Origin of the sequence: Actinosynnema sp. NPDC049800 (genome assembly GCF_040656635.1) — a bacterium.
Classification (GTDB): domain Bacteria; phylum Actinomycetota; class Actinomycetes; order Mycobacteriales; family Pseudonocardiaceae; genus Actinosynnema.
The window spans coordinates 76,422-97,921 of sequence record NZ_JBFAMT010000034.1 but is presented as its reverse complement, the minus strand read 5'-3'; the positions used below and the strand labels follow the sequence as shown (position 1 = coordinate 97,921).

General features: G+C 70.9%; 21 protein-coding genes and 2 pseudogenes. 13 read left to right on the top strand and 10 right to left on the bottom strand.

From position 1 onward, the window contains the following. Window positions 1-114 precede the first annotated feature (114 nt). Window positions 115-1,977 (bottom strand): ABC transporter ATP-binding protein, encoded by a 1,863-nt coding sequence (locus AB0I91_RS30200; RefSeq protein WP_498778187.1) that lies wholly within the window; start codon window positions 1,975-1,977, stop codon window positions 115-117. Further along, window positions 1,974-3,707: an ABC transporter ATP-binding protein gene (locus AB0I91_RS30195; RefSeq protein WP_499639994.1), complete on the bottom strand. Its 1,734-nt coding sequence runs from the start codon at window positions 3,705-3,707 to the stop codon at window positions 1,974-1,976. The genes AB0I91_RS30200 and AB0I91_RS30195 overlap by 4 nt, the downstream gene beginning before the upstream one ends. A gap of 195 nt (window positions 3,708-3,902) precedes the next feature. Here AB0I91_RS30195 and AB0I91_RS30190 point away from each other — a divergent pair, with 195 nt between their 5' ends. Further along, window positions 3,903-4,505 carry a TetR/AcrR family transcriptional regulator gene (locus AB0I91_RS30190; RefSeq protein WP_499639992.1) on the top strand — a complete coding sequence of 201 codons (603 nt, stop codon included), beginning with the start codon at window positions 3,903-3,905 and terminating at the stop codon, window positions 4,503-4,505. Here AB0I91_RS30190 and AB0I91_RS30185 read toward each other — a convergent pair whose 3' ends face one another. Continuing rightward, window positions 4,506-5,399, bottom strand: coding sequence for a Vgb family protein (locus AB0I91_RS30185; protein WP_499639990.1), 894 nt, complete (start codon window positions 5,397-5,399; stop codon window positions 4,506-4,508). It lies immediately after the preceding gene. A gap of 199 nt (window positions 5,400-5,598) precedes the next feature. Next, window positions 5,599-7,038, bottom strand: coding sequence for a protein kinase domain-containing protein (locus AB0I91_RS30180; RefSeq protein WP_499639988.1), 1,440 nt, complete (start codon window positions 7,036-7,038; stop codon window positions 5,599-5,601). A gap of 237 nt (window positions 7,039-7,275) precedes the next feature. Here AB0I91_RS30180 and AB0I91_RS30175 point away from each other — a divergent pair, with 237 nt between their 5' ends. Beyond that, window positions 7,276-7,632, top strand: coding sequence for a hypothetical protein (locus AB0I91_RS30175; protein WP_499639986.1), 357 nt, complete (start codon window positions 7,276-7,278; stop codon window positions 7,630-7,632). 132 nt (window positions 7,633-7,764) lie between these two features. Here the strand turns inward: AB0I91_RS30175 and AB0I91_RS30170 are convergent, their stop codons facing one another. After that, the gene (locus AB0I91_RS30170) at window positions 7,765-8,220 is read right to left on the bottom strand and encodes an RICIN domain-containing protein (protein WP_498778167.1); all 456 of its coding nucleotides are present in this window, start codon (window positions 8,218-8,220) and stop codon (window positions 7,765-7,767) included. Between the two features lie 358 nt (window positions 8,221-8,578). Between AB0I91_RS30170 and AB0I91_RS30165 the strand changes: the two genes are divergently transcribed. Both AB0I91_RS30165 and AB0I91_RS30160 read left to right on the top strand, forming a co-directional pair. Then, window positions 8,579-9,358 carry a hypothetical protein gene (locus AB0I91_RS30165; RefSeq protein WP_498778163.1) on the top strand — a complete coding sequence of 260 codons (780 nt, stop codon included), beginning with the start codon at window positions 8,579-8,581 and terminating at the stop codon, window positions 9,356-9,358. Continuing rightward, window positions 9,355-9,720 carry a GntR family transcriptional regulator gene (locus AB0I91_RS30160; protein WP_499639984.1) on the top strand — a complete coding sequence of 122 codons (366 nt, stop codon included), beginning with the start codon at window positions 9,355-9,357 and terminating at the stop codon, window positions 9,718-9,720. The genes AB0I91_RS30165 and AB0I91_RS30160 overlap by 4 nt, the downstream gene beginning before the upstream one ends. A 287-nt stretch (window positions 9,721-10,007) precedes the next feature. Here AB0I91_RS30160 and AB0I91_RS30155 read toward each other — a convergent pair whose 3' ends face one another. Then, a complete protein-coding gene (locus tag AB0I91_RS30155) occupies window positions 10,008-10,454 on the bottom strand; it encodes an ABC transporter permease (protein ID WP_499639982.1) in 447 nt (148 codons plus the stop codon). On the opposite strand from AB0I91_RS30155, the gene AB0I91_RS30150 reads away from it, so the two are divergent. Continuing rightward, window positions 10,429-11,061, top strand: a complete 633-nt coding sequence (locus AB0I91_RS30150) for a hypothetical protein (protein ID WP_498778155.1) — start codon at window positions 10,429-10,431, stop codon at window positions 11,059-11,061. The two genes, AB0I91_RS30155 and AB0I91_RS30150, sit on opposite strands and share 26 nt — an antisense overlap. A gap of 51 nt (window positions 11,062-11,112) precedes the next feature. Here the strand turns inward: AB0I91_RS30150 and AB0I91_RS30145 are convergent, their stop codons facing one another. Then, a complete protein-coding gene (locus AB0I91_RS30145; protein ID WP_499639980.1) occupies window positions 11,113-12,246 on the bottom strand; it encodes an ROK family transcriptional regulator in 1,134 nt (377 codons plus the stop codon). Window positions 12,247-12,531: 285 nt separating this feature from the next. Between AB0I91_RS30145 and AB0I91_RS30140 the strand changes: the two are divergent. After that, window positions 12,532-13,466, top strand: a pseudogene (locus tag AB0I91_RS30140) (GNAT family N-acetyltransferase). Then, window positions 13,463-14,281 (top strand): urease accessory protein UreD, encoded by an 819-nt coding sequence (locus AB0I91_RS30135; protein WP_499639978.1) that lies wholly within the window; start codon window positions 13,463-13,465, stop codon window positions 14,279-14,281. The pseudogene AB0I91_RS30140 and the gene AB0I91_RS30135 overlap by 4 nt, the downstream one beginning before the upstream one ends. Before the next feature lie 58 nt (window positions 14,282-14,339). On the opposite strand, the gene AB0I91_RS30130 is transcribed toward AB0I91_RS30135, so the two are convergent. Then, the gene (locus AB0I91_RS30130; RefSeq protein ID WP_499639976.1) at window positions 14,340-14,810 is read right to left on the bottom strand and encodes a MarR family winged helix-turn-helix transcriptional regulator; all 471 of its coding nucleotides are present in this window, start codon (window positions 14,808-14,810) and stop codon (window positions 14,340-14,342) included. A 70-nt stretch (window positions 14,811-14,880) separates the two neighbouring features. Here AB0I91_RS30130 and AB0I91_RS30125 point away from each other — a divergent pair, with 70 nt between their 5' ends. The 3 genes from AB0I91_RS30125 to AB0I91_RS30115 all read left to right on the top strand — a co-directional run bounded on the left by AB0I91_RS30125 (window position 14,881) and on the right by AB0I91_RS30115 (window position 17,645). After that, window positions 14,881-15,882, top strand: coding sequence for a hypothetical protein (locus AB0I91_RS30125; protein ID WP_499639974.1), 1,002 nt, complete (start codon window positions 14,881-14,883; stop codon window positions 15,880-15,882). Window positions 15,883-16,240: 358 nt separating this feature from the next. Next, window positions 16,241-16,816 (top strand): hypothetical protein, encoded by a 576-nt coding sequence (locus tag AB0I91_RS30120; protein WP_499639973.1) that lies wholly within the window; start codon window positions 16,241-16,243, stop codon window positions 16,814-16,816. Between the two features lie 31 nt (window positions 16,817-16,847). Beyond that, the gene (locus AB0I91_RS30115) at window positions 16,848-17,645 is read left to right on the top strand and encodes a transporter substrate-binding domain-containing protein (protein ID WP_498778143.1); all 798 of its coding nucleotides are present in this window, start codon (window positions 16,848-16,850) and stop codon (window positions 17,643-17,645) included. Between the two features lie 50 nt (window positions 17,646-17,695). Here AB0I91_RS30115 and AB0I91_RS30110 read toward each other — a convergent pair whose 3' ends face one another. Beyond that, window positions 17,696-18,676 (bottom strand): hypothetical protein, encoded by a 981-nt coding sequence (locus tag AB0I91_RS30110; protein ID WP_499639971.1) that lies wholly within the window; start codon window positions 18,674-18,676, stop codon window positions 17,696-17,698. Window positions 18,677-18,868: 192 nt separating this feature from the next. Here AB0I91_RS30110 and AB0I91_RS30105 point away from each other — a divergent pair, with 192 nt between their 5' ends. The 3 genes and pseudogenes from AB0I91_RS30105 to AB0I91_RS30095 all read left to right on the top strand — a co-directional run bounded on the left by AB0I91_RS30105 (window position 18,869) and on the right by AB0I91_RS30095 (window position 20,592). Continuing rightward, on the top strand, window positions 18,869-20,044 hold the full coding sequence (locus AB0I91_RS30105) for an AGE family epimerase/isomerase (RefSeq protein ID WP_499639969.1): 1,176 nt from the start codon (window positions 18,869-18,871) through the stop codon (window positions 20,042-20,044). A 4-nt stretch (window positions 20,045-20,048) separates the two neighbouring features. Further along, a pseudogene (locus AB0I91_RS30100) lies at window positions 20,049-20,303 on the top strand (serine hydrolase); the annotation flags it as partial. 52 nt (window positions 20,304-20,355) lie between these two features. Continuing rightward, window positions 20,356-20,592, top strand: a complete 237-nt coding sequence (locus AB0I91_RS30095) for a hypothetical protein (protein ID WP_499639998.1) — start codon at window positions 20,356-20,358, stop codon at window positions 20,590-20,592. Between the two features lie 51 nt (window positions 20,593-20,643). On the opposite strand, the gene AB0I91_RS30090 is transcribed toward AB0I91_RS30095, so the two are convergent. Continuing rightward, window positions 20,644-21,495, bottom strand: a complete 852-nt coding sequence (locus AB0I91_RS30090) for a trypsin-like serine protease (protein WP_499609040.1) — start codon at window positions 21,493-21,495, stop codon at window positions 20,644-20,646. Window positions 21,496-21,500: the final 5 nt, after the last annotated feature.

Below are 21,500 nucleotides of genomic sequence, written 5' to 3'. Positions count from 1 at the left end.
CGAAGCCCGCCGACGCCGCCGACGCGCTCGCGCTGGCCATCTGCCACCTGTGGCGGGGGGCCCCGCCGGGGCGCCGGGGGGGTGGCCGGACGTGGCCACTGCCGAGGCGCCGCCTCACCCGGCCGCGGCGAACTGGGCCGCGTACAGGCGGTGGTACGCGCCCTCGGCGGCCATCAGCTCGTCGTGGCTGCCCTGCTCCACGATCCGCCCGGACTCCATCACCAGGATCACGTCGGCGTCCCGGATCGTCGACAGCCGGTGGGCGATGACGAAGCTCGTCCGCGACGACCGCAGGGCCGCCATGGCGTGCTGCACCAACGACTCCGTGCGGGTGTCCACCGAACTGGTCGCCTCGTCCAGGATGAGCAGCGACGGGTTGGCCAGGAATGCCCGCGCGATGGTCAGCAGCTGCTTCTCACCGGCGCTGACGTTCGTCGCCTCCTCGTCGATGACGGTGTCGTACCCGTCCGGCAACGTGCGCACGAACCGGTCCACGTAGGTGGCGCGGGCCGCGGCGATGATCTCCTCCTCGGTGGCCGAGGAGTTGCCGTAGGCGATGTTGTCGCGGATCGTGCCGCCGAACAGCCACGTGTCCTGCAGCACCATGCCGGTCTGCGCCCGCAGGTCCTCCCGCTTCAACGCGGTGATGTCCACCCCGTCCAGCGTGATGCGGCCCGCGTCCAGCTCGTAGAACCGCATGATCAGGTTCACCAGCGTCGTCTTGCCCGCGCCGGTCGGGCCGACGATCGCGACCGTCTGCCCCGGCTCGGCCACCAGCGACAGGTCCTCGATCAGCGGCTGCTCGGGCCGGTAGGAGAAGCTCACGTGCTCGAACTCCACCCGGCCGCGGCGTTCGGCGGGCAACGACGCCTCCGCCGGGTCCGGCTCCTGCTCCTCGGCGTCGAGCAGCTCGAACACCCGCTCGGCCGAGGCGACGCCGGACTGCATCAGGTTCGCCATCGACGCCACCTGGGTCAGCGGCTGGGTGAACTGGCGCGAGTACTGGATGAACGCCTGCACCTCGCCGAGCGTCATCGCGCCGGACGTGATGCGCAGGCCGCCCACCACCGCCACGGCCACGTAGCTGACGTTCGACAGGAACATCATCATCGGCATGATCAGGCCGGACACGAACTGCGCGCCCATCGCCGAGCCGAGCAGCTCGTCGTTGCGGCGCTTGAACTCCGCCTCCGACTCGCGCTGCCGGCCGAAGACCTTCACCAGCTGGTGGCCGGTGAACGCCTCCTCGATGTGCGCGTTCAACGCGCCGGTGTGCTTCCACTGCGCCACGAACAACGCCTGCGACCGCTTGCGGATCCGCCCGGTCGCCACCACGGAGATCGGGATCAGCAGCAACGCGATCAGCGTCAGCAGCGGCGAGATCGTCAGCATCATCACCAGCACGCCGATGACCGTCAGCAACGACGTCAGCAGCTGGCTCAGCGTCTGCTGCAACGTCGTCGACACGTTGTCGATGTCGTTGGTGACGCGGGAGAGCAGCTCGCCGCGGGGCTTGCCGTCGAAGTAGCGCAGCGGCAGCCGGTGGATCTTGTCCTCGACGTCGGAGCGCAGCCGGAACACGAAGCGCTGCACCACGTTGTTCAGCACCCGGCCCTGCCACCAGCCGAACGCCGACGAGATCAGGTAGAGGCCCATCACCCACATCAGGACCGTGGCGAGGGCGGCGAAGTCGACGCCCGCGTCCGTGCCGCGCATCCGGCCGAGGACGCCCTCGAAGATGATGTCGGTGGCGTGGCCCAGGATCTTCGGCCCCGCCACGGCGAACGCCACGCTGATGACGCCGAGGGTGACGACCGCCAGCAACGCGATCCGCTCGCGCCGCATGCGCTGGACGAGCCGGCGCGCCGACGGGCCGAAGTTCTCCGCCTTGCCCATCGGCATGCCCATGCCGGGCATGCCGCCGCCCATCCGCGGCGGTGGCGGGGTCGCGGGGCGGGGAGTGGTCGTGGTGCTCATGCGGCCTGCTCCGAGGTCAGCTGCGACTCGACGATCTCCACGTAGGTGGGGCAGGAGTCCAGCAGTTCGTGGTGGGTGCCGATGCCGACGACGGTGCCGGCGTCCAGCACCACGATCCGGTCGGCGTCCAGGATCGTGGACACGCGCTGGGCGACGACCACCACGACGGCGTGCCGCGTGTGCGGTCGCAGCGCGGCGCGCAGCCGTGCGTCGGTGGACAGGTCCAGCGCCGAGAAGGCGTCGTCGAACAGGTAGATGTCCGGTCGGCGCACCAGCGCGCGGGCGATGGAGAGCCGTTGCCGCTGGCCGCCGGAGACGTTCGTGCCGCCCTGGGCGATCTCCGCGTCGAGCCCGCCGGGCATGGCCTCCACGAAGTCGCGCGCCTGCGCGATCTCCAACGCCTCCCACAGCTCGTCGTCGGTGGCCTCGGGCCTGCCGTAGCGGAGGTTGGACGCGACCGTGCCGGTGAACAGGTACGGCCGCTGCGGCACCAGCCCGATGCGCGCGCACAGCGCCTCGGTGTCGATCTCGCGGACGTCCGCGCCGTTGACGAGCACACCGCCGCCGGTCACGTCGATCAGCCTCGGCACGAGGTTGAGCAGCGTCGTCTTGCCGGTGCCCGTGCTGCCGATGATCGCGGTGCGGTGACCGGCCTCGGCGCGGAAGCTGATGTCGCGCAGCACCGGCTCGTCCGCGCCGGGGTAGCGGAACTCCGCGCCGCGGAACTCCACCGAGGTCTTGCTCGGCAGCTCGAGCAGCGGCGAGGTCGGCGGCCGGACCGACGAGTCGGTCTCCAGCACCTCGTTGATCCGCTCGGCGCTCACGGCGGCACGCGGGATCATCATCGAGATGAAGGTCGCGAACATCACCGCCATGAGGATCTGCATCAGGTAGCTCAGGAACGCCGTCAGCGCGCCGATCTGCATCTCGCCGGTGTCCACGCGGAACGCGCCGAACCACAGCACGGCCACGCTGGAGGCGTTGAGCAGCAGCATCACCACCGGGAAGATCAACGCCTGGAGCCGGCCGACGCGCAGCGCGGTGTCGGTGAGCGCGCCGTTGACGTCGGCGAAGCGCCGGGTCTCGGCGCGCTCCCGGACGAACGCCCGCACCACGCGGATGCCGGCCAGCTGCTCGCGCAGCACCCGGTTGACCTCGTCGATGCGCTCCTGCATCAGCCGGAACTGCGGCACCATGCGGATCACGATCAGGCCGACCGCGATCGCCAGCGCGGGCACGCAGACGACGAGCAGCCACGACAGGCCGACGTCCTCGCGCAGCGCCATCACGATGCCCGCCACGCACATGATCGGCGCGTTGACCAGCATCGTGCAGCCCATCACCACGAGCAGCTGGACCTGCTGCACGTCGTTGGTCGTGCGGGTGATCAACGACGACGGGCCGAGCGTGGCGACCTCGCGCGCGGAGAACTCGCCGACGCGGTGGAAGACGGCCGCGCGGACGTCGCGGCCGAAGCTCATCGCCACGCGGGCGCTGTAGTAGACCGCGCCGATCGAGGAGACGATCTGGATGATCGACACGCCGACCATCCAGCCGCCGGTGGACAGGATGTAGCCGGTGTCACCGGCGGCGATGCCGAAGTCGATGATGTCGGCGTTGAGGCTCGGCAGGTACAGCGAGGCGACGGTGCCGATCAGCTGTAGCACGAGCACGACCGTCAGTTCACGTCTGTACGGCCGCAGGTGGGCACGCAGCAAGCGGCTCAGCAACGGTGTTCCCCCATAAGAAACGGATCGTGTCTAACATGTGCAAAGGTAGACCCGTGCGATAAGGAACGCAAAGTATCTAAAGGCTGGGTAAAGGCTTCGTCCGGTCGGGGTTCATGGACTCATGGTGACGGGCTCGTGGGTAGGGGGCTCGTCGGTGGCGGGCCCGGCGAGGTTCGGTGAGAGGGCAGGGTGACGGTGACGAAGTCGCGTCGACGTGGGGCGGAGCTGGAGCGGGCCATCCTGGACGCGGCGTGGGACGAGCTGCGCGAAGTCGGCTACGCGAGGCTCACCATGGAGGCGGTGGCCGCCCGTGCCGGGACGAGCAAGCCGGTCATCTACCGCCGGTGGGGCGGTCGGGCGGAGCTGGTGCTGGCTGCGTGGTTCCGCAACCTGCCCGCGGAACCCGAGCCGCCCGACACCGGCACGTTGCGCGGTGACCTGCGCACCCTGTTCGGCCGCATCGCCCGCCGGGCCGACTCGATGATGAACGAGATGGTGGCGGGCGTGATGGGTGAGGCGTTCCGCCACCCCGAGGTGGCGGCCCTGCTGGGTGAGCGCCTGACCAACCCGACGCCGCTGACCGAGGCCGTGTCGACGATCGTGGACAAGGCCGTGAGCCGGGCCGAGCTGCCGCCGGTCGAGCTGCCGCACCGGGTGCGGCGGCTGCCGCTGGACCTCATCCGCAACGAGTCGATGACCTGCGGCGCCCCGGTGAGCGAGGAGACCGTGGCGTCGTTGGTGGACGACGTCTACGTGCCGTTGCTGCACGGGTTGGCGGCCCTCCAGGCGGACGGGTGATCAGGTCCGGGTGACGCGGGCCAGCGCGCCGGTTTCGAGGGCGATCCAGAGGGCGCCGTCGGGGCCCGGGGTGATGCCGTGCGGTTCGGCGTGGGGCGCGGGGAGCGCGTGGGACTCGACGGCGCCGTCGGTGGTGATCACGCCGACCCGGTTGGCGCCCCACTCGGTGAACCAGAGGTCGCCGTGGCCGTCGGCGACGATGGCGTGCGGGCGCGAGGCGCGGTCGGGCAGCGGGAACCCGGTGACCTCGCCGTCGGTGGTGATCCGGCCGATCCGGCCCGCGGCGATCTCGACGAACCACAGCGCGTCGTCCGGGCCGGCGCAGAGGCCGACCGGTCCGGCCGCGTCCGTTGGGAGCGGGTGGACGGTGACGGCGCCGTCGGTGGTGATCCGGCCGATGGCGTTGGCCTGGTTGAGCGTGAACCACATCGCGCCGTCGGGGCCCGCGGTGATGGCCGACGGGAACGCGCCGGTGAGCGGGAGCGGGAACTCGGTGATGTCGCCGTCGGTGGTGACGCGGCCGATGCGGTCGGCGTTGATCTCGGTGAACCACAGCGCGCCGTCGGGGCCCGGGGCGATGCCGTACGGGCCGCAGTCGGGGGTGGGTGGGGTGAACTCGGTGATCTCGCCGTCGGTGGTGATGCGGCCGATGCGGTGGCTCTGGTACCCGGTGAACCAGAGCGCGTCGTCCGGACCGGTGACGATGATGGTCGGCCGGCTGTCGGGGGCGAGGTGGTGGGTGGTCGGGGCTCCGCCGGGCGCCAGTCGTCCGATCCCGCTGCCCCGCACCAGGGTGTACCACAGCGCGCCGTCCGGGCCGGTGGTGATCGCGTAGGGGCCGCTGTCGTGGTCGGCGACGAGGTGGGTCTCGATGCTGACGGCGTGGCGTGGCATGGGGAGGAGTCGTTTCCTTCGGGGTCGGTGTGCGCACGTGTACGCAGCGTCCCGTCGGGGTAGTCCGGACGGGCCGTGTGCACGCGTGTCTGCACGGCAGGTCGGCTTCGGCCGGCTGGGTCAGACTGGCGCGGAAGGTTGAGCAAACCAGCCTCCGCGCCGGTCTGACCACCCATTTCCGGTCCCTCAGGCCGCTCGTTCAGCCGGACGTGCAGTTCAGGTCGGGGTCCGGGACGGACGGGCCGTTGGCGGTGAAGCCGAAGGTGGTCGAGCCGTCCGCGGGCAGCTTGCCGTTGTGGGCGGCGTTGGTGACGGCCACCGAGTTCTCGCCCAGGTCGAGGGTGCCGTTCCACAGGTTGCTGATCGCGTGGCCGGACGGGCGGGGCCAGGTCACGGTCCACCCGGTGAGGGCGCGGCCACTGGCGTTGCGCACGGTCACGTGGGCCTGGTAGCCGCCGGGCCAGGAGTTGGTGATCTCGAAGCGGGCGGTGCAGGTGCGCGGGGTGGTGCCCGTTGCGCTGGTGGTGGTGGCGCTTGTCGTGGTGGTCGCGCTGGTGGTGGTCGCGCTGGTAGTGGTGGTGGGGGTGCTGGCGGGGGTGCTCGCCGTCGTCGTTGTCGTCGTGGTGGTGGTCGTGGTGGTGTCGTCCACGGCCGGTTGGGCGTTGCCGGTCGAGTCCGTGCGGGCCAGCGAGTTGCCGATCACGATGCCGGTCGCGACCAGCACGACGGCGCCGGCCACGAGCGCGAACCGTCGCCACGGCACGCGGCGCTGGGCGGGTAGCGGGCGGGTGTCGCCGTTCTGCGAGGCGCTGGGCTGGGGGTCGCCCGGCAGCGGCCGTCCTTCCACCACCGCGCCCAGGAGGCCGTGCAGCTCGGCCATCGTCGGCCGTTCGGCCGGGTCTCGGCGGAGCACGCGCTCCAAGACGTCGCCCAGCCTACCCTGGAAGCGCATCGGCGCGACCTCGCCGTCCGCGATGCGGCGGAGCAGGGCGTACGGGTTGTCGGTGGTGCCGAACGGCGGGTGGCCCTCCAGCGCGGCGTAGAGCGTCGCGCCCAGGGCGTACACGTCGGAGGCGAACACGGCCTCCTGGCCTGCCGCCACCTCCGGCGCGAGGAACGCGGGCGTGCCGACGACCACCCGGGCGTCGGTCACGGTGTGCTCGCCGATCGCCCGGGCGATGCCGAAGTCGGCGATCTTCGCGGTGCCGTCCTCGGCCAGGAGGATGTTGAACGTCGTGACGTCCCGGTGCACGATGCCGTCGGCGTGGGCGGCGGTCAGCGCGGACGCGACCTGCCAGCCGACGCCGGCGACCAGCTCCTCGGGCAGCGGACCGCGTTCGTCGACCAGCTCGGCCAGCGTCTTGGACGGCAGGTACTCCATCACCAGGCAGGGTTTGCCGCCGTGCTCCACGACGTCGTGCACGGTGACGGCGTGCGGGTGCCGCAGTCGTGCGGCGACCCGACCCTCCCGCACGATCCGCTCGACCGCGCTCGGGGAGTCGGCCGCGTTGAGGAGCTTGACCGCGACGGACCGCCCCAGGCGCTCGTCGCGTGCCCGCCAGACCACCCCGGCCGCCCCGCGCCCGACCAACTCCACCAGCCGATACCGCCCGGCGATGACCTCGTCCCGTTCCGACACAGCCAGAAGCTACTTGCCCGGCCGACCACCCGGCCAGCTCCGGTGATCGGGACAGGGGTGGCGACGGCGTGTCGAGAGCACCCGCCGGGCGCGGCCGGCAGCCCGCTGACCTGCGCCGGGACGGCCGCCGGCGTGGTGGGCGATAGGCCGGGTGCTTCGTCGACGTCGCCGAACGGGCACCGACGACCATGCCGCCTGGGCGCGTCGGATCGCGCGGAGCTCCGGGCGTGACAGCGAGTGAACTACCACGGTGGGGGATACGCGCGGGCCGCGGAGGTCGTCGCGCACCGGTGCCCCGGACCGGCCGGTGGCGCCCGCCTCGCCGGCAACCGGGCCCATGGCGTGAACGCGACGATCGAAGCCAGGTTCTCCGCCGGGGTGCCGTGGCCGATCGGCATCATCAGCCACGACCTACCGATCCAGGCCGCGCATTTCCAACCCGACTACGGCGCCGACGGCATCATCCTGAAACCGGAGTTCTTCGCCGAGGTGGACGACGGCCCGGTCACGCTCACGTTCCACTTCTGGAGCGGCGCCACGACCGCCTACCGCATCACCAAGACCGGCGACGTCGTCACCGGCAACCCCGGCTGACCGGGAACGGCGGGTGCCGCCGCGGCACCCGCCGACTCCGCTGCCCGGTCTCACCACAAAGCTCGTCTCACCAACCTGAAAAAGCCGGGGGAGCGACGCACTCCTTCGCCGCGACCCAGGCGGGGCGGTTGGTCAGTACCAGCGTTGGTTCGCGCCGCCGTGGCAGCTCCACATCTGCACGACGGCCCCGTCATTGGGGTTCCAGTCCTTGACGTCGAGGCACTTGCCGTTCATCTCACTGCGGATCATTCCGGCGTCCACGTACCAGCGTTGGTTGGAGCCTCCGTGGCAGCTCCACATCTGCACGACGGCCCCGTCGCTGTTGTTCCAGTCTCTGATGTCGAGGCACTTGCCGTTCATGTCGCTGCGGATCATCCCGGCGTCGCCGTACCAGCGCTGGTTGGCGCCGCCGTGGCAACCCCACAGCTGGACGGTCGCGCCGTCGTTGTTGTTCCAGTCCTTGATGTCGAGACACTTGCCATTCATCTCGCTCCGGACCATCACGCCGGTCACCGCTTGCGCCGGAGCCGACAGCATCATGGTGCCGCTGAGCACGACGGCGGCAAGGCTGAACACCGCAACCAGCATCCTCGACCTTTTCATGGCCTTCCTCAGGGTGTGGGTATTCTCGAGTGAGAATGTTCGAGCGATCGCGGTGATCGGGTTCGATCAACCGCGACTCGTCCGACCCTGGGACGTTCCGGCCGTGCTCGGCAATCGCTCTCCGTCGAACGGGTGTAGGGCGCTACCGGGTCGAGCTAAGAGCTTTCACCATGATCTCCGAAAATGACCCACGGTGAAGCCGCGCAGGGTGATGTCGGGCGGCCGACCGCGCCGGCTCGCACGCCCACGGGGTCCGGGTGGCAGCGCCCGACCCGGGGTTGACATTGTCGCATCCTATGACTCATCGTGTTGAGACAAAGGTTGTGACATTGGGAGGTGGCGCATGCGCCAGGGAGATCACCCGGAGGCCGGGCGGTGGCTGGCCCGGCACGGCTTGGCCGACGCCGAGCCGACCCCGCTGCTCGCGGCACGGCTGGCGGTGCGACGGCGTGCCAACCTCGCCAACAGCGTCCTGCTGGCGGCGTTCATGATCGGTGCGGCACTCACGCACGCGTTGACGCTGCCCGCCGACGTCACGTCGTCCTGGCCGGCGCTGCTGGTGCTCACGGCGTTGGTGGTCGGGTTGCTGGTGGCGCAGTGGCTGCTCGGCTGGTGGGTGCGGCGGGTCGACCGGCGGGCGGGCGCACGACTGCCCCGGCGGGTGGCCCACCCGGTCCAGCTCGGGTGGCCGGCGGTGTTGGGCCTGCCGCACGCCGTCTTCACGGTCGCCGGCTTCGCCGGCGCGTTGCTGCTCGCGGTGAGCGTGCTGCCGGTTCCGGACCCCGGCCTGCGGTCCGGGGCGGTCATCGTGCTGATCGGCCTCGTGGGCGCCGCCGCCGGCACCGTCATGCAGTTGCGCCAGGTGCTGGCGAGCCCGGCCGTGGCGGAGGACGAGGCGTCGCTCACGGCCGACGTCGTGATGCGGGTCGAGGACGCCCGCGCCGTCGTCACCCCCAGCCTGGTGTGGTTGCTGCCGGTCATCTTCCTGTACGGGGACTCGCTCGGCTGGTGGAACGCGGTCTCGGTGGCGCTCCTCGTGGTGGGCGCCGTCGTGTTCTCCCTGATCCAGGTCCGGTCCGCGGGTGTCGGTGCGGCGGCCCGGCGAGCCATGGCGACCCGGTGATCGTCATCGACGCGGCCTCGCCGACGCCGCCGTACGAGCAGCTCCGAGCCCAGCTCGCGAGGCAGATCCAGGACCGCGCGCTCGCCGTGGGCACGAGGCTCCCGACGATCCGCCGGCTCGCGGCCGACCTCGGCCTCGCCGTGAACACCGTCGGTCGGGCGTACCGGGAGCTGGAGGAGGCCGGGCTGATCGAGACCCGCGGGCGGGCCGGGTCGTACGTCGCGGCCGCCGGCGACCGCGCCCTCGAACAGGCCCGCCGCGCCGCCCTCGACTACGCGGCGGTCATCGCGAGCACCGGCATCGATCCCACCGAGGCGATCCGGATCGTCGAGGCGGCCCTGGGCCGTGCCGCGACACCGTGAACAGCGGAAGGCGAACCTGCGACGACCGGCACCGCTCTTCGCCGGCACACCACCGATCCGCGGTTCACGGCCGGGACGTGGTCGTGCGGCGGGTGCGGCTACCGTGGGCGCCTTCGGTGAGGCGGCGGAGGTGGTGGTGGACGGGGACGACGTGGCCGGGCACTCGAACACCGTCTCCGGTCCCAGCGACTTCGTCCTGCAGTCGCGCGACATCCACGGCGGCGTGCACCTCACGACCGCCGCGCCCGTGCGGCAGCCCCGGCAGTTGCCCCTGTCGACCGGCAACTTCACCGGTCGCGAGCCGGAGCTGGCGGAGCTGGACGCGCTGTTGGGCGGCGGCACGTCCGGTGTGGTGATCTCCGCGCGGCGGATTCGATCTTGGTGTCGATCTGCTCGATGAACGGGGTCATGGTCAGCACGACGAACGGCACCGACGGCACGAGGTTGGCCACGATGACGCCGGTCATGCTGCCGGCCAGGTGGAACTTGTAGAGCACGGTGGCCAGGGGGATGCCGTAGGTCATGGGCGGCATCAGGATGGGCAGCAGGAACAGCAGGGTGAGCAGCTTCTTGCCGGGGAAGTCGCGGCGGGCCAGGGCGTAGGCAGTGGGCACGCCGATCAGCACGGAGATCACGACCACGGCGACGGAGACCTGCAACGTCACCAGCAGCACGTCGAAGAGGTCGTACTCGCGCCACGCCATCACCGTGACCGGCGCCGGCCGCACCGTCACCGTGCAGGCGGTGGTGAACAAGCCGATCACCGAGCCCGCGGGCGGTTTCGTGGAAGCGGGCGGCTACGTCTCCATCGAGGCCGACCACTACACCAAAGCCGTCGACGGCAACGGGATCACCTGGTCGCGCCTGCCCGACATCGGCCGTACCGGGTCGGGTATGCGGCCCAGCCCGGTGACCACGGCCGACCAGACACCGGGAGGCGACGGCGCACGCCTGGAGTACCAGGTCAACCTGACGACGACCGGACCGGTCACGGTGTGGGCGTACCTCTCGCCCCGCAACAACGTGCGTCCCGGCGACGGCGTGAAGTACGCGATGTCGATCGACGACCAGGCGCCCCGGACGGTCGACATCACGACTGCGACGCGTGCCGACGACACGACCATGAACAAGGGCTGGGAGGTCAACGCCCTGGAAGCCGTCAACCGCACGTCCACCACGTTCACGGTCACCTCTCCCGGCGTGCACACGGTGAAGTTCTGGGTGGTCGACCCCGCCGTGGTGCTGCAGAACCTCGTGGTCGACACCGGCGGCCTGAAGTACAGCTACCTGGGCCCGCCGGAGAGCCACCGGGTGTCCGCGGGCGTGGTCCCCACGACGTGACCACGCGCGGAAGGGTGGGAGGCGACGCAGCGCCTCCCACCCGCCCGGGCATCAGATCGTGCCGGTGATCGTGGCCTTGACCGCGAGGGCGGCGCCGGAGCGGGCCCATTCGCTGTGGTCGAACGGTTGCACGTCCAGGTCGATCAGGGCGGGGTCGTCGTCGAAGGTGTCCTCGATGCCGTCGTGCACCAGTTGCGTCGACACGTCGTACAGCGGGAGTCCCTCGCCGGTGAGCAGCACCTTCTGCGGGTCGACGGCGTTGGCGACGGTGCCGATGAGCACGCCGAGCGCGTAGCCCGCCTCGTCGAACACCTGCCGGGCCTGCGGATCGCCCGCGCGGACCCGGTCGAGGGCCTCGTCGTAGGCGGGGTTGCCGGTCAGTCGCCGCAGGATCACGTGCGTGAGCAGGTAGCTGGAGACGCAGCCGCGCCGGCCGCAGCCGCACAGCGGACCGCTCGCGTCGACCAGGGTGTGGCTGAAGCAGGGTGGCAGGCCGTGCGCGCCTTCGACGAGGCCGCCGTTGACGATCAGCCCGGTGCCGACGCCCGCGCCGACGGTGATCACCGCCATGGATCTCAGCCCGGCGCCGGGGCCGAACCAGTGCTGGGCGGCGGTGAGCGCCTGCACGTCGTTGTCGATCGCGGTGGGGATGCCGGTGGCCCGGGTCACCGCCGCCTTGAGCGGCACGTGGGTCCAGCCGAGGTGCTCGTCGCGCACGACCACACCGTGGTGGGTGACCCCGCCGAGCGTCACCCCCATGCCGGTCGGGGCGGGGAAGCGGGCCGCCACGTCGGCGATCTGGTCGACCACGTCGGCGGGGTCCTGGGAGCGCAGCGGTTCCTGGGTGGTGGCGACCGGGGTCGTGGTGAGGTCGGTCATCGTGGCGTGGAGCCGTTCGGCGGTCAGCTTCACGCCGAGGAAGTGGTGGGCCGCGCCCCGCACGTGCAGCATCTCCGAGGGCCGCCCCGCCGAGGCGCGGGGTCTCGTGTCGCCCTCGACCAGCAGTCCCTTCGCCACCAACGACCTGGTGACCCGGGTGAGGGTCGGCCGGGACAGGCGCAGCCGGTCGGCGATCTCGGCCCGCGACAGCGGCCCGTGGACCAGCACGTCCAGCAGCACGTCGCGGGCGATGACGGCCAGGTCCGGCCACGTGGGGGTGGTGCGGGCGCCGGCTTCCGAGGTCACCGGCCGACGATACCGGGGCTCGGGACCTCGGTGATCACCGCGGATCACGCCAACGGACACCCGCGCCGCGGACCGACCGAACCGCTCACGGCTCGGCGGAGTCGCCACCGCAGAGCCAAGGCACGGTACCCGAGTTCGAGCGGCTCGCTACGAGAACAGCCACACCGACACCCGCTACGCTGACCTGCGCCGCATCACCCCCTGTCCGACACCGACAGCGCGCCGGCAGCGGCGACCGGGCCGCCTGCGCCCGCAGAAGTCAGTCGTCGTCCGGGAAGGACAGAGATGGTCGTCATCCGCCCCTGCCAGGAAAATGACCTCGCCCAGCTGCGCGAGCACATCCCCACGCCCGGCCAACCCGAGCGTCACACCACCCGGTTCGAACGCCAGCAACAGGGTCACAGCACATTCCTGATCGCCTGGGCGGACGACCTGCCGGTCGGGGCAGGCGAAATCCTCTGGCGTGGCTGCTCCGCCCCGGAGATCAACGAGCACTACCCCGACTGCCCCGAACTCAACGGCCTGGACGTCTGGCCGCCCGAACGCCGGTCCCAGGGCATCGGCACCGCCCTCATCGCCGCCGCGGAGGACGTCGTCCGCCAACACGGCCACCACCGGATCGGCCTGGGCGTCGACGATGGGAACCCCCGGGCAGCGGCCCTCTACCTCCGGCTCGGCTACCGGGAAACCGGCCGCCACTACCTCGATCGCTACGCCTACACGGACAGCGACGGAACCCGGCACGACGTCGCGGACCCCGCGCGGTTCCTGGTGAAGGACCTCCAGCCTGCCCGCACACCGCCATCCGCGACGACATCACCGCCAACCTCGACGCCGTCGAACGCCTCGAATCCCGCTTCCCCGGCCTGGACCTGGTCATCATCGAGAGCGGCGGCGACAACCTCACCGCCACCTTCAGCCGCGGCCTGGTCGACCGGCAGGTGTTCGTCGCCGGCGGCGACAAGGTGCCCCGCAAGGGCGGCCCCGGCGTCACCACCGCCGACCTGCTGGTCATCAACAAGACGGACCTCGCCGAGCACGTCGGCGCGAACATGGCGGTCATGGTCTCCGACGCCCACCGCATGCGCCGCCACCGACTGCCCGTGATCACGCAATCCCTGGTGCGAACCCCCGACGCGCCCGACGTGGCCGACTGGGTCCGCGCCTGCCTGAGCCGACCGGCCGACGCGGTGTCCGCCCAGCTCACGAGCACGGCGTGAGGGCTTGCGCGCGCCTGGTGGTCGAACGGGACCGCACCGGCCGCAGCGTCGTGCGCGAACTGCGGTCGGTGTCCCCGCTCACCCTCATGCCCAGCCCACCCGGCCGACACGACGGCGACCCCGACACCGCCCTGGTGCACCTCGTCGGCTCCGCCGCGGCCCCGTTGGGTGGTGACGACCTGGACCTGGAAGTCCACGTCGGACCGGGCGCCGGGCTGCGCTTGCAAGGCATCGGCGCCACCCTCGCGCTGCCCGGTCCGCACCCCGGCCCCAGCCGGATGACCACGAGGTTCCACGTCGCCGAAGCCGGCCGGCTCGACTACCGCACCGAGCCGACGATCGTCGCCGCCGACGCCGACCACCACACAGAGCTGCTCGCCGACTTGGCCCCCGACGCACGCCTGCGCTGCCGGGAGATCGTCGTCCTGGGTCGCACCGGCGAACCACCCGGGCGCTTCACCGGCCTCACCCGCGTCCGCCGCGCCGACACCACCCTGCTGCACCAACGACTCGACCTCGGCAACCCCGACCTGGACCACACCCCGGCCCACCTCGCCGGCCACACCGTCATCGCCGGCGAACTGCTCGTCCGGGGCGACGACCCCGCCGAACCGGCCGGCGGCGACTGGTGGTCCCTCGTCCCGCTGGCGCACGGAGGATCCCTCGCCACCGCGCTGGCCCACGACGCCCTCACCGCCGAACGCCTGCTCACCACCGCACTGGCAACCCTGTGCCGCTCGGAAGGACATCGCTGCGGGCCGGACGGCGCCTGTGCGCTCGGTGACGAGTCCGCGAGGCGGCACGTGCGCGGGTGACACCGGGCTGCGGGTGTCCGCCGTGCCGGGCCTGCGTCGACCCAGCGTGCCGGCGAGTTCAGCGGTGACCGGTCGCGGCGGCGATCAGGACGATCAGCTGGCGGCGGAAGTGGTCGTAGTCGTCCACCGCGCCGAGCAGCGCCTCCGACTCCTGCTCCTCGCGGCGGGCGGCGGTCAGGACGTCCCGGCCGGTCGGGGTGATCTCGACCAGGGTGCGTCGGCGGTCACGGGCGTCGGAGCCGCGGGTGACGTGCCCGGAGCGGTCCAGCCGCTCGATGGTGCGGCTCATGGTCTGGTCGGTCACCTTGCAGAGCGTCGCCAGCTCGCGCTGGGCGCGCGGGCCGTCGGCGAGGTGGTGCAGCGCGATCAGGCCCGCGTGCGTCAGGCCCAAGCCGTTCAGCACCTCGTCGAACCGGCTCTCCACGACCCGCGCCGCCACCGACAGCAGTCGCCCGGTCGGCCAGGAGTCGATGTCGGCGCGCACCTGGTCCGGCCGGTGCGACACCTCCTGCTCGTCCCCTTGGCCCACGCGACCATCTTCGCAGAGCGGTCCGAGGGGCAGTTGTTCAGCCTGCTGAGCGTTTGCCATGATGTTCAGCGTGCTGAACATCGTGCGTGGTCGCAGTGGGCTGCTCGTGCTCGGGGTGATCGGGAGCTTGGCGCTCACCGGCCTGGTGTGGCTGTTCGGGCAGCGGCTGCACGGGATCGCCCTGCTGCCCGACCAGGGGGCCTCCTGGTACTACTGGAAACTGCCCGAGCCCACCTTCTGGACGCGTGCGTCGGCGTGGACCGGCTACGTGGCGCACCAGGTCGTGTCATGGGGGCTCATCTACTACGCGCAGACCAGGATCCGCCGCTACACCACCGGCCTGCACCGGGTGAACGTCGTCGCGCTCGCGGCCAACGGCGCGTTCATCGCCCTGCACGCCGTGCAGACGCAGATTTTCTACGACGGCATCGCCCAGGACGTGTCGATCTTCAGCTCGCAGGGCTCCGTCGTGCTGCTGCTGGTGGCCGTGCTGCTGATGGAGAACAAGCGGCGCGGGCTGTTCTTCGGCCGGCGGGCCCCGATCTCGGCCGACGTCGTGGACTTCGTGCGGCGGTACCACGGCTACCTGTTCAGCTGGGCCGCGATCTACACGTTCTGGTATCACCCGATGGAGTCGACCAGCGGGCACCTCATCGGGTTCTTCTACATGTTCCTGCTGCTGTTCCAGAGCAGCCTGATGTTCACCGCCGCCCACACGAACCGGTGGTGGACGCTCACGCTGGAGCTGATGGTGGCGCTGCACGGCACGCTGGTCGCGGTGATGAACTCCGGACCGGATGGGATCTGGCCGATGTTCCTGTTCGGGTTCGTCGGCATCTTCGTGATCACCCAGATGCACGGCGTCGGCCTGAGCACGGCCGCGCGCTGGTGGGTCGCCGGGACCGTCGCGGTGGCGGTGGCGGCCGTCTACGCCTGGCGCGGCTTCGACCGCGTTGACGAGGTCGTGCGCATCCCGGCCATCGAGTACCTGCTGGTGGCCGTGCTCGCCCTGCTGATCTGGGCGCCACTGCGCCTGGCCCGCGGGCGGGCTACCGGAACCTCCGGCCGGTGACGGGCGGTCGGACGTCGGCGGCGGAACCCGGCGCGCCGCACCCGTTATTCCTATCGTTGCGCCGCCACCGGATCCTCGGCCGAATGGCCGCAGGCGCACCTCTTCGGAGTGCTGCCGCGCCGCTGTCGCGAGCCGAAGAAGATCACGAAACAGGCAACTACCGAAAAGTGCGGTTCTATACCTGCCGGCCCGCCGTACAGTCCCGCTACCGCGATGATCAAGCGTCGTCGTTACTTCGCATGCGACGGCAATTGTAATAGGGGTAGGTCATGCCTGGAGGTGAGATGTGGGTGAAAATGAACACGGGCGGCGGAACTTGCGGATCCTGGCGGTGCTCTTCGCTGTCTCCTGTGCACCGTTGACGTTCTTGGACCTGGAGGTCGCCAGCCAGCTCGCGGGCGCGCTGTCGTTACCCCTGGCCGTCGCATTGGCCGCGCTCTCGGGAGTCTCGGCGTCGGCAGGAACAAGTGCGCTGTTCCCGTGGCGGCGTGTCCTGATCGTTTCGGCGGTCGTGATCGCGGTGCTCGGGATCCTGACCGTCGGGTACGCCGTGCGGGAGAACACGAAGGACCTCGACGTCGCCCTCTCCGGCCACGTCAGTGCTGCCGGGGTGCCGTGGACGGATGGTGGAGTCGCGACGTTGGTGTTCCCGGAGTCGCACCGTCCGCCACGGCGGGACAACTTGACCCTGGTCGTGTCCCTCCGCAACGTCCGAGATTCCGGAGATTGCGAGAACACGGCGCTGCTCGACTTCATTCCCGTCCTCGACGGGAAAGAGGGGCAGGCGATCAGCGTTGCGCCGAGGACCGAGGTGACCCTCCCGCTCGGCGGCGCGCAAACCGCGGCGCAGGTCAAAGTGGTCGTCCACTACGAACCGGCGAACGCACCGTGCAAGGTGCTGATGCAGATTGACGAGGCGGTGCTCCATGATTAACTGGTCCGCGCGCGTGCTGAGATTGTCTGTCGTGCTGGTCGTCCTGCTCTCGGCGTGCACGTCCACCGAAGAGCCGTCGTTCCCGTCGGTCGTCAACGTTGGTTCTGCGCCGAGTTCGCCCGGGTGGGGGTTCAGGGACCACACCGGAACGCGCAGTGGGTTCGACCACGACCTGACCGAATGGTTGGGCAGTGAACTGAACTTCGATCCGGTCGAAGTCGACGTCGTGACCGAGAATCGTGAGAGGGATCTCAAGAACAACACGGTCTCGATGGTCATCGCCAACTACTCGATCTCCGACCACCGGCTCAAGCAGGTGGAGATCGTCGGACCGTACATGCGCACCCAGCAAGGTGTCATGGTGCGAAGCGAGGATGCGGGCCTGTACCGCTCGGTCGGTGACCTGCTGGGAAAGACGGTGTGCGTCACCAGCGGGTCGACCTCACTGGACCAGGTGAAGAACGACCTGGGGGTCAAGGTGACCATCGTGCAGAAGAAGGTCTACGAGGACTGCCGCCTGGCTTTGCACGCGGGCGACGTGGACGTGGTGTCGACGGACCAACTCCTGCTGTACGGCATGGCCAAGACGGACAACGGCGTGACGATCCCCGCCAACATCGTTTTCGGCAAGGAGGAGCGATACGGTGTCGGCTTGCCGCTGGGTGACAAGGTCAGGTGCGAACTGATCAAGGGGAAGCTGAGGAAGTTCATCGTCGACGGCTTGTGGGACAACTTCTTCAGGGGGAACCTGCCCAACGTCTCGCCCGACAGCCACAGGCCTGACCCGAATCGTCTGAGCGAGTGCCGTTCCGCGCCCTCGACCACTTAGCGGATCGGCGTGTCCCGGGCCGGCCGGCTGTGCGCCGCGGTCGGGAGCGGCTACTGCATGTTCGCGATGTGCTGGTGCGCGGGGGAGGCGGTGCACGAGTAGAACTGCAGCTTGTAGCCGCGACCGATCATCAGCAGCGTCGGCTCGTTGGCGGCCGGGAACGGCTGTGGGTCGGCCGCGGTGTCTTCGAACGGCCGCCAGCTCGTCTCGCCGCCCCACTCGGCGGAGTCGAGGGTGAGCAGCGGTCGGACGTCGGCGCCGCAGTCGGGGCAGGACATGGGGAAGGGGTCGGTGACGCTCCACGGCGCGTGTCCGCCGACCTTGCAGCCAGGGGCGACGGACAGGTCGAACTGGTAGTCCGGGCCCTCCCACGCCTTGACCTGCTCGGCCAGGTCCTCGGGCAGGGAGAGCCGGGCCGGGTACTCCGTCACCTCCTCCGGGTCCAGCACGCACGGCTGCGGGAGGTAGTGCTCCTCGACCGCGGCCGGTCGTGGCGGGTCGGTCAGCGGATCCGTGACGTCGGCGGCGACCCGCCAGCGCAGCACCGTGCTCGGCAGGTAGCCGTCGTCCTCGTGGTCGAACGGGCACCACAGCACCTGCAGCAGGTCGGCGCCGTCCGGGCGGGGGAGACCGGGGACGTCGCGCGCGTGCAGCTGGGCCACCGGCACCATCGGCGTCGGTCCGTCCTGCGCGATCTCCGCGCCGGAGTCGACGCGGTCGACGACGACCTCTTCCTCCTCGGTCAGCAGGTCCGCGCCGTCGGGACGCGGTCGCGCCCACGCCTGCGCCAGGATCCGCCGCCGTGCCACCACGTCGGGCACGGTGGCGCCGTAGAGCGTGGGACCGGCGTGTTCGGCACAGGTCGGCCAAGGTTCTCCCGCGGGCCACAGCAACGGGCCGCCGATCGAGCTGTCCGCCGAGGTCGGTTCGCCGGGCCGGGGGTGCAGCCGCGTGGCGGTGCGCGCCAGCGGCGCCAGGCGGGGCAGGAGTGCCGCGACGTCGACCGGACGCGGCGGGGTCGTGCGGACCATGGCGGAGAGGGTATCCGCGCCCGCGGTCCCATGTCCGCGCCACCGCGACGAAGTGCCTCGTGAGTTCGGCATCGAGGTCCGCGGCGAGGGTGGCAGACTTGATCGTCGTGGTCGCGGACGACACGGTCACGGAGGTCGGGCTGCACCAGGTGCGAGCCGAGGCCTGCGGGTGAACAACCGGACGGGGAGCCGATGATCGACCACGACCTGCGGCGGGAGGCGGAGACCGAGCTGCGGCACCGCATCCTGCCGTTCTGGCTCGGCCTGGTGGACCACCAGCACGGCGGCGTGCACGGGTACGTCGACGTGGACTTGGTGGTGCACCACACGGCTGACAAGGGCGCGGTCATGGCGTGCCGGTTCCTGTGGACCTTCTCCGCCGCCTACCGCGCGTTCGGCGACCTGTCGTACCTGGCCGCCGCACGTGACATGTACCGGTTCGTGACCGGCCGCCTCGTCGACCCCGTGCACGGCGGGGTGTTCTGGTCCGTGGACCACACCGGCGCGCCGGCGGACACCGACAAGCACGTCTACGCCCAGGCGTTCGCGCTCTACGCGTTGAGCGAGTACCACCGCGCGACCGGCGATCCGGGTGCGGCGGCGAGGGCGGCGGAGGTGTACGGGATCGTGACGGGTGTCGGTTTCGACCCGGCCAGGGGCGCCTACCGCGAGCAGTTCGACCGCGCTTGGACGCCGAAGCCCAACGCCCTGCTCGGTGAGGCGGAGCTGGCCGACGTCACGATGAACACCCACCTGCACGTGCTGGAGGCGTTGACCGCTTATCACGCGGTGGCGCCGTCGCCTGCCGTGGCCGGTCGGATCGCGGCACTGCTGGAGACGTTCCGCGACCGGTTCTACGACCCGCGCCGCCGTTCGCTGCGGGTGTTCCTGGACGCCGACTGGCGTGAGCTGGGCGAGGTGATGTCGTTCGGCCACGACGTCGAGGCGAGCTGGCTGATCGACGAGGCGTGCCGGGAGATCGGCGCGGACCTGCCGGACGCCGTGGTCGGACTGGCCGAGGGCACGGCGGAACGGGCGGTGCTCGCCGACGGCGCGGTCGCCAACGAGGCGGTCGCGGGCCGGGTCGACGCCACGCGGGTCTGGTGGGTGCAGGCGGAGGCGGTCGTGGGCTTCCTCAACGCGCACGAACGCACCGGTGACCGGTCGTTCCTCGAGTTGGCGCGCGGCACCTGGGACTACATCACCGCCAACGTGGTCGACCCCCGGCCGACCGGCGAGTGGCTGTACGCCCGGGACGCGGACAACGTGCCGCTGCGCAAGGAGGCGGCCGGTCCGTGGAAGTGCTGCTACCACAACGGACGCCTGTGCCTCCAGCTCGTGGAACGCCTACCGGTGCGACTCTCTTGAGCGAGTGCTCGACCTCGACCAGGACATCGACGCCTACCTGACGTCGTGGCACGTGCCCGAAACCGGTGGCCGGCGGGTCGTGATCACGCCGCGGCAGCTGTCGGCGCGCACGGCGGGCCTGACCTACAACTTGTTCCGCGGCTTCGGCAGCCACTACGCGGTGCTGGAACAGCTGCTCGAAGACGTCACCGGTGACGGGTTCGCCGACCTCGTGCGGACCACCGTCCTCGACCCGCTCGGCATGGCCGACAGCAGCTTCGACCAGGCGTTCCCGCCTGCACACGTGGCCCGGCACCCGGACGAGCGTCGCGGTGCTGACGAACAACGACGCTGCGAACGAGATCCTGTCGGCCCTCTTCGCCGCCGCCGAGAGCCGTTACGGCAGGCCGACCCCGGTGGAGCCGGTCGCCGTGACCGGGACCTACGAGCTGCGCGGCGGCTACCTGATCCACGTGGAGGACACCGACGGACGCTTCACCGTGACCGTTTCGGGCCAAACTCCGCTGCCGCTGGAGGCGTTGCCCGGCGGTCGGTTGCCGACCGACTGAGGGCAGCGCCGGCTCCCGACGTGCGGTCGGGAGCCGGCGCCGCCGTCGGCGTTACGGGAGGGTGGTGAAGGGGGCGAGGAACGAGCGGGCGGACGGGGTGTCCATGCGGTAGACGACGTTGGTCGCGTAGCACGGGGCGTCGCCGGTGATCGTGGTCGCCACCAGGACGCGCTTGCCGTCGATCGTGGCGAAGTTCGGGCCGCCGGAGTCGCCGTAGCACGCGCCGCCGTTGCCCTGCGCCTCCACCATCGACAGCCGCAGCCAGGTGTTGTTGAGCGCGTTGAAGCCGAGCGGGGCCTTCATCCGGGCGCCGCCGCCGGGGTGCGTGTGGCCGCCGGGGCCGTTCTGGGCTTCCTCGGTGCCGTAGCCGACGACGGTGTACTCGGCGGCGTCGAGCGCCTTCGGACCCAGCGCGTCGAGCTTGCCCGCGGTCGGCAGGGTGGCGGGCTTGAAGCTCCAGCGCGCCGCCAGCTGCTTGGCGGGCAGCTCGACGACCGCGATGTCGTGCGAGTCGGCGGAGTTGCCCGGGTAGGCCGGGTCGGCGTGGGCCACGCCCCGCACGCCGACCGCCGCCGCCTTCTGCGCCGGGGTCCCCGTCGCGGTGTCGAGCGCGGACTGCACGTCCTGCAGCAGCGAGACGTAGAACGTGACGTTCGACGGCCAACCGTCGACGCAGTGGGCCGCGGTGAGGAAGGTGTCGGCGTCGATCATCGTGCCGCTGCACACCCAGTCGACCCGGTCCGGCGTGGCGGGGTTGTCGTCGTTGTCCCAGGTCGCGACCAGGGCTCCGACCTCCGTCCGCTCCGGGGCGGGGGTGGCGTTGTAGGTGTTGATCGCGGAAGCGGGCGAAGCGGTCACGGCGGCCAGGGCGACGACTGCCGCGGCCACGGTTGCTGTGCGCATGTGCA

Excerpts from the sequence above, each read along its gene's own strand:
- AB0I91_RS30200 (WP_498778187.1), bottom strand. The coding sequence starts at position 1,977 with ATGAGCACCACGACCACTCCCCGCCCCGCGACCCCGCCACCGCCGCGG.
- AB0I91_RS30185 (WP_499639990.1), bottom strand. The coding sequence starts at position 5,399 with ATGCCACGCCACGCCGTCAGCATCGAGACCCACCTCGTCGCCGACCAC.
- AB0I91_RS30170 (WP_498778167.1), bottom strand. The coding sequence starts at position 8,220 with ATGCTGGTTGCGGTGTTCAGCCTTGCCGCCGTCGTGCTCAGCGGCACC.
- AB0I91_RS30165 (WP_498778163.1), top strand. The coding sequence starts at position 8,579 with ATGCGCCAGGGAGATCACCCGGAGGCCGGGCGGTGGCTGGCCCGGCAC.
- AB0I91_RS30110 (WP_499639971.1), bottom strand. The coding sequence starts at position 18,676 with ATGGTCCGCACGACCCCGCCGCGTCCGGTCGACGTCGCGGCACTCCTG.
- AB0I91_RS30105 (WP_499639969.1), top strand. The coding sequence starts at position 18,869 with ATGATCGACCACGACCTGCGGCGGGAGGCGGAGACCGAGCTGCGGCAC.
- AB0I91_RS30090 (WP_499609040.1), bottom strand. The coding sequence starts at position 21,495 with ATGCGCACAGCAACCGTGGCCGCGGCAGTCGTCGCCCTGGCCGCCGTG.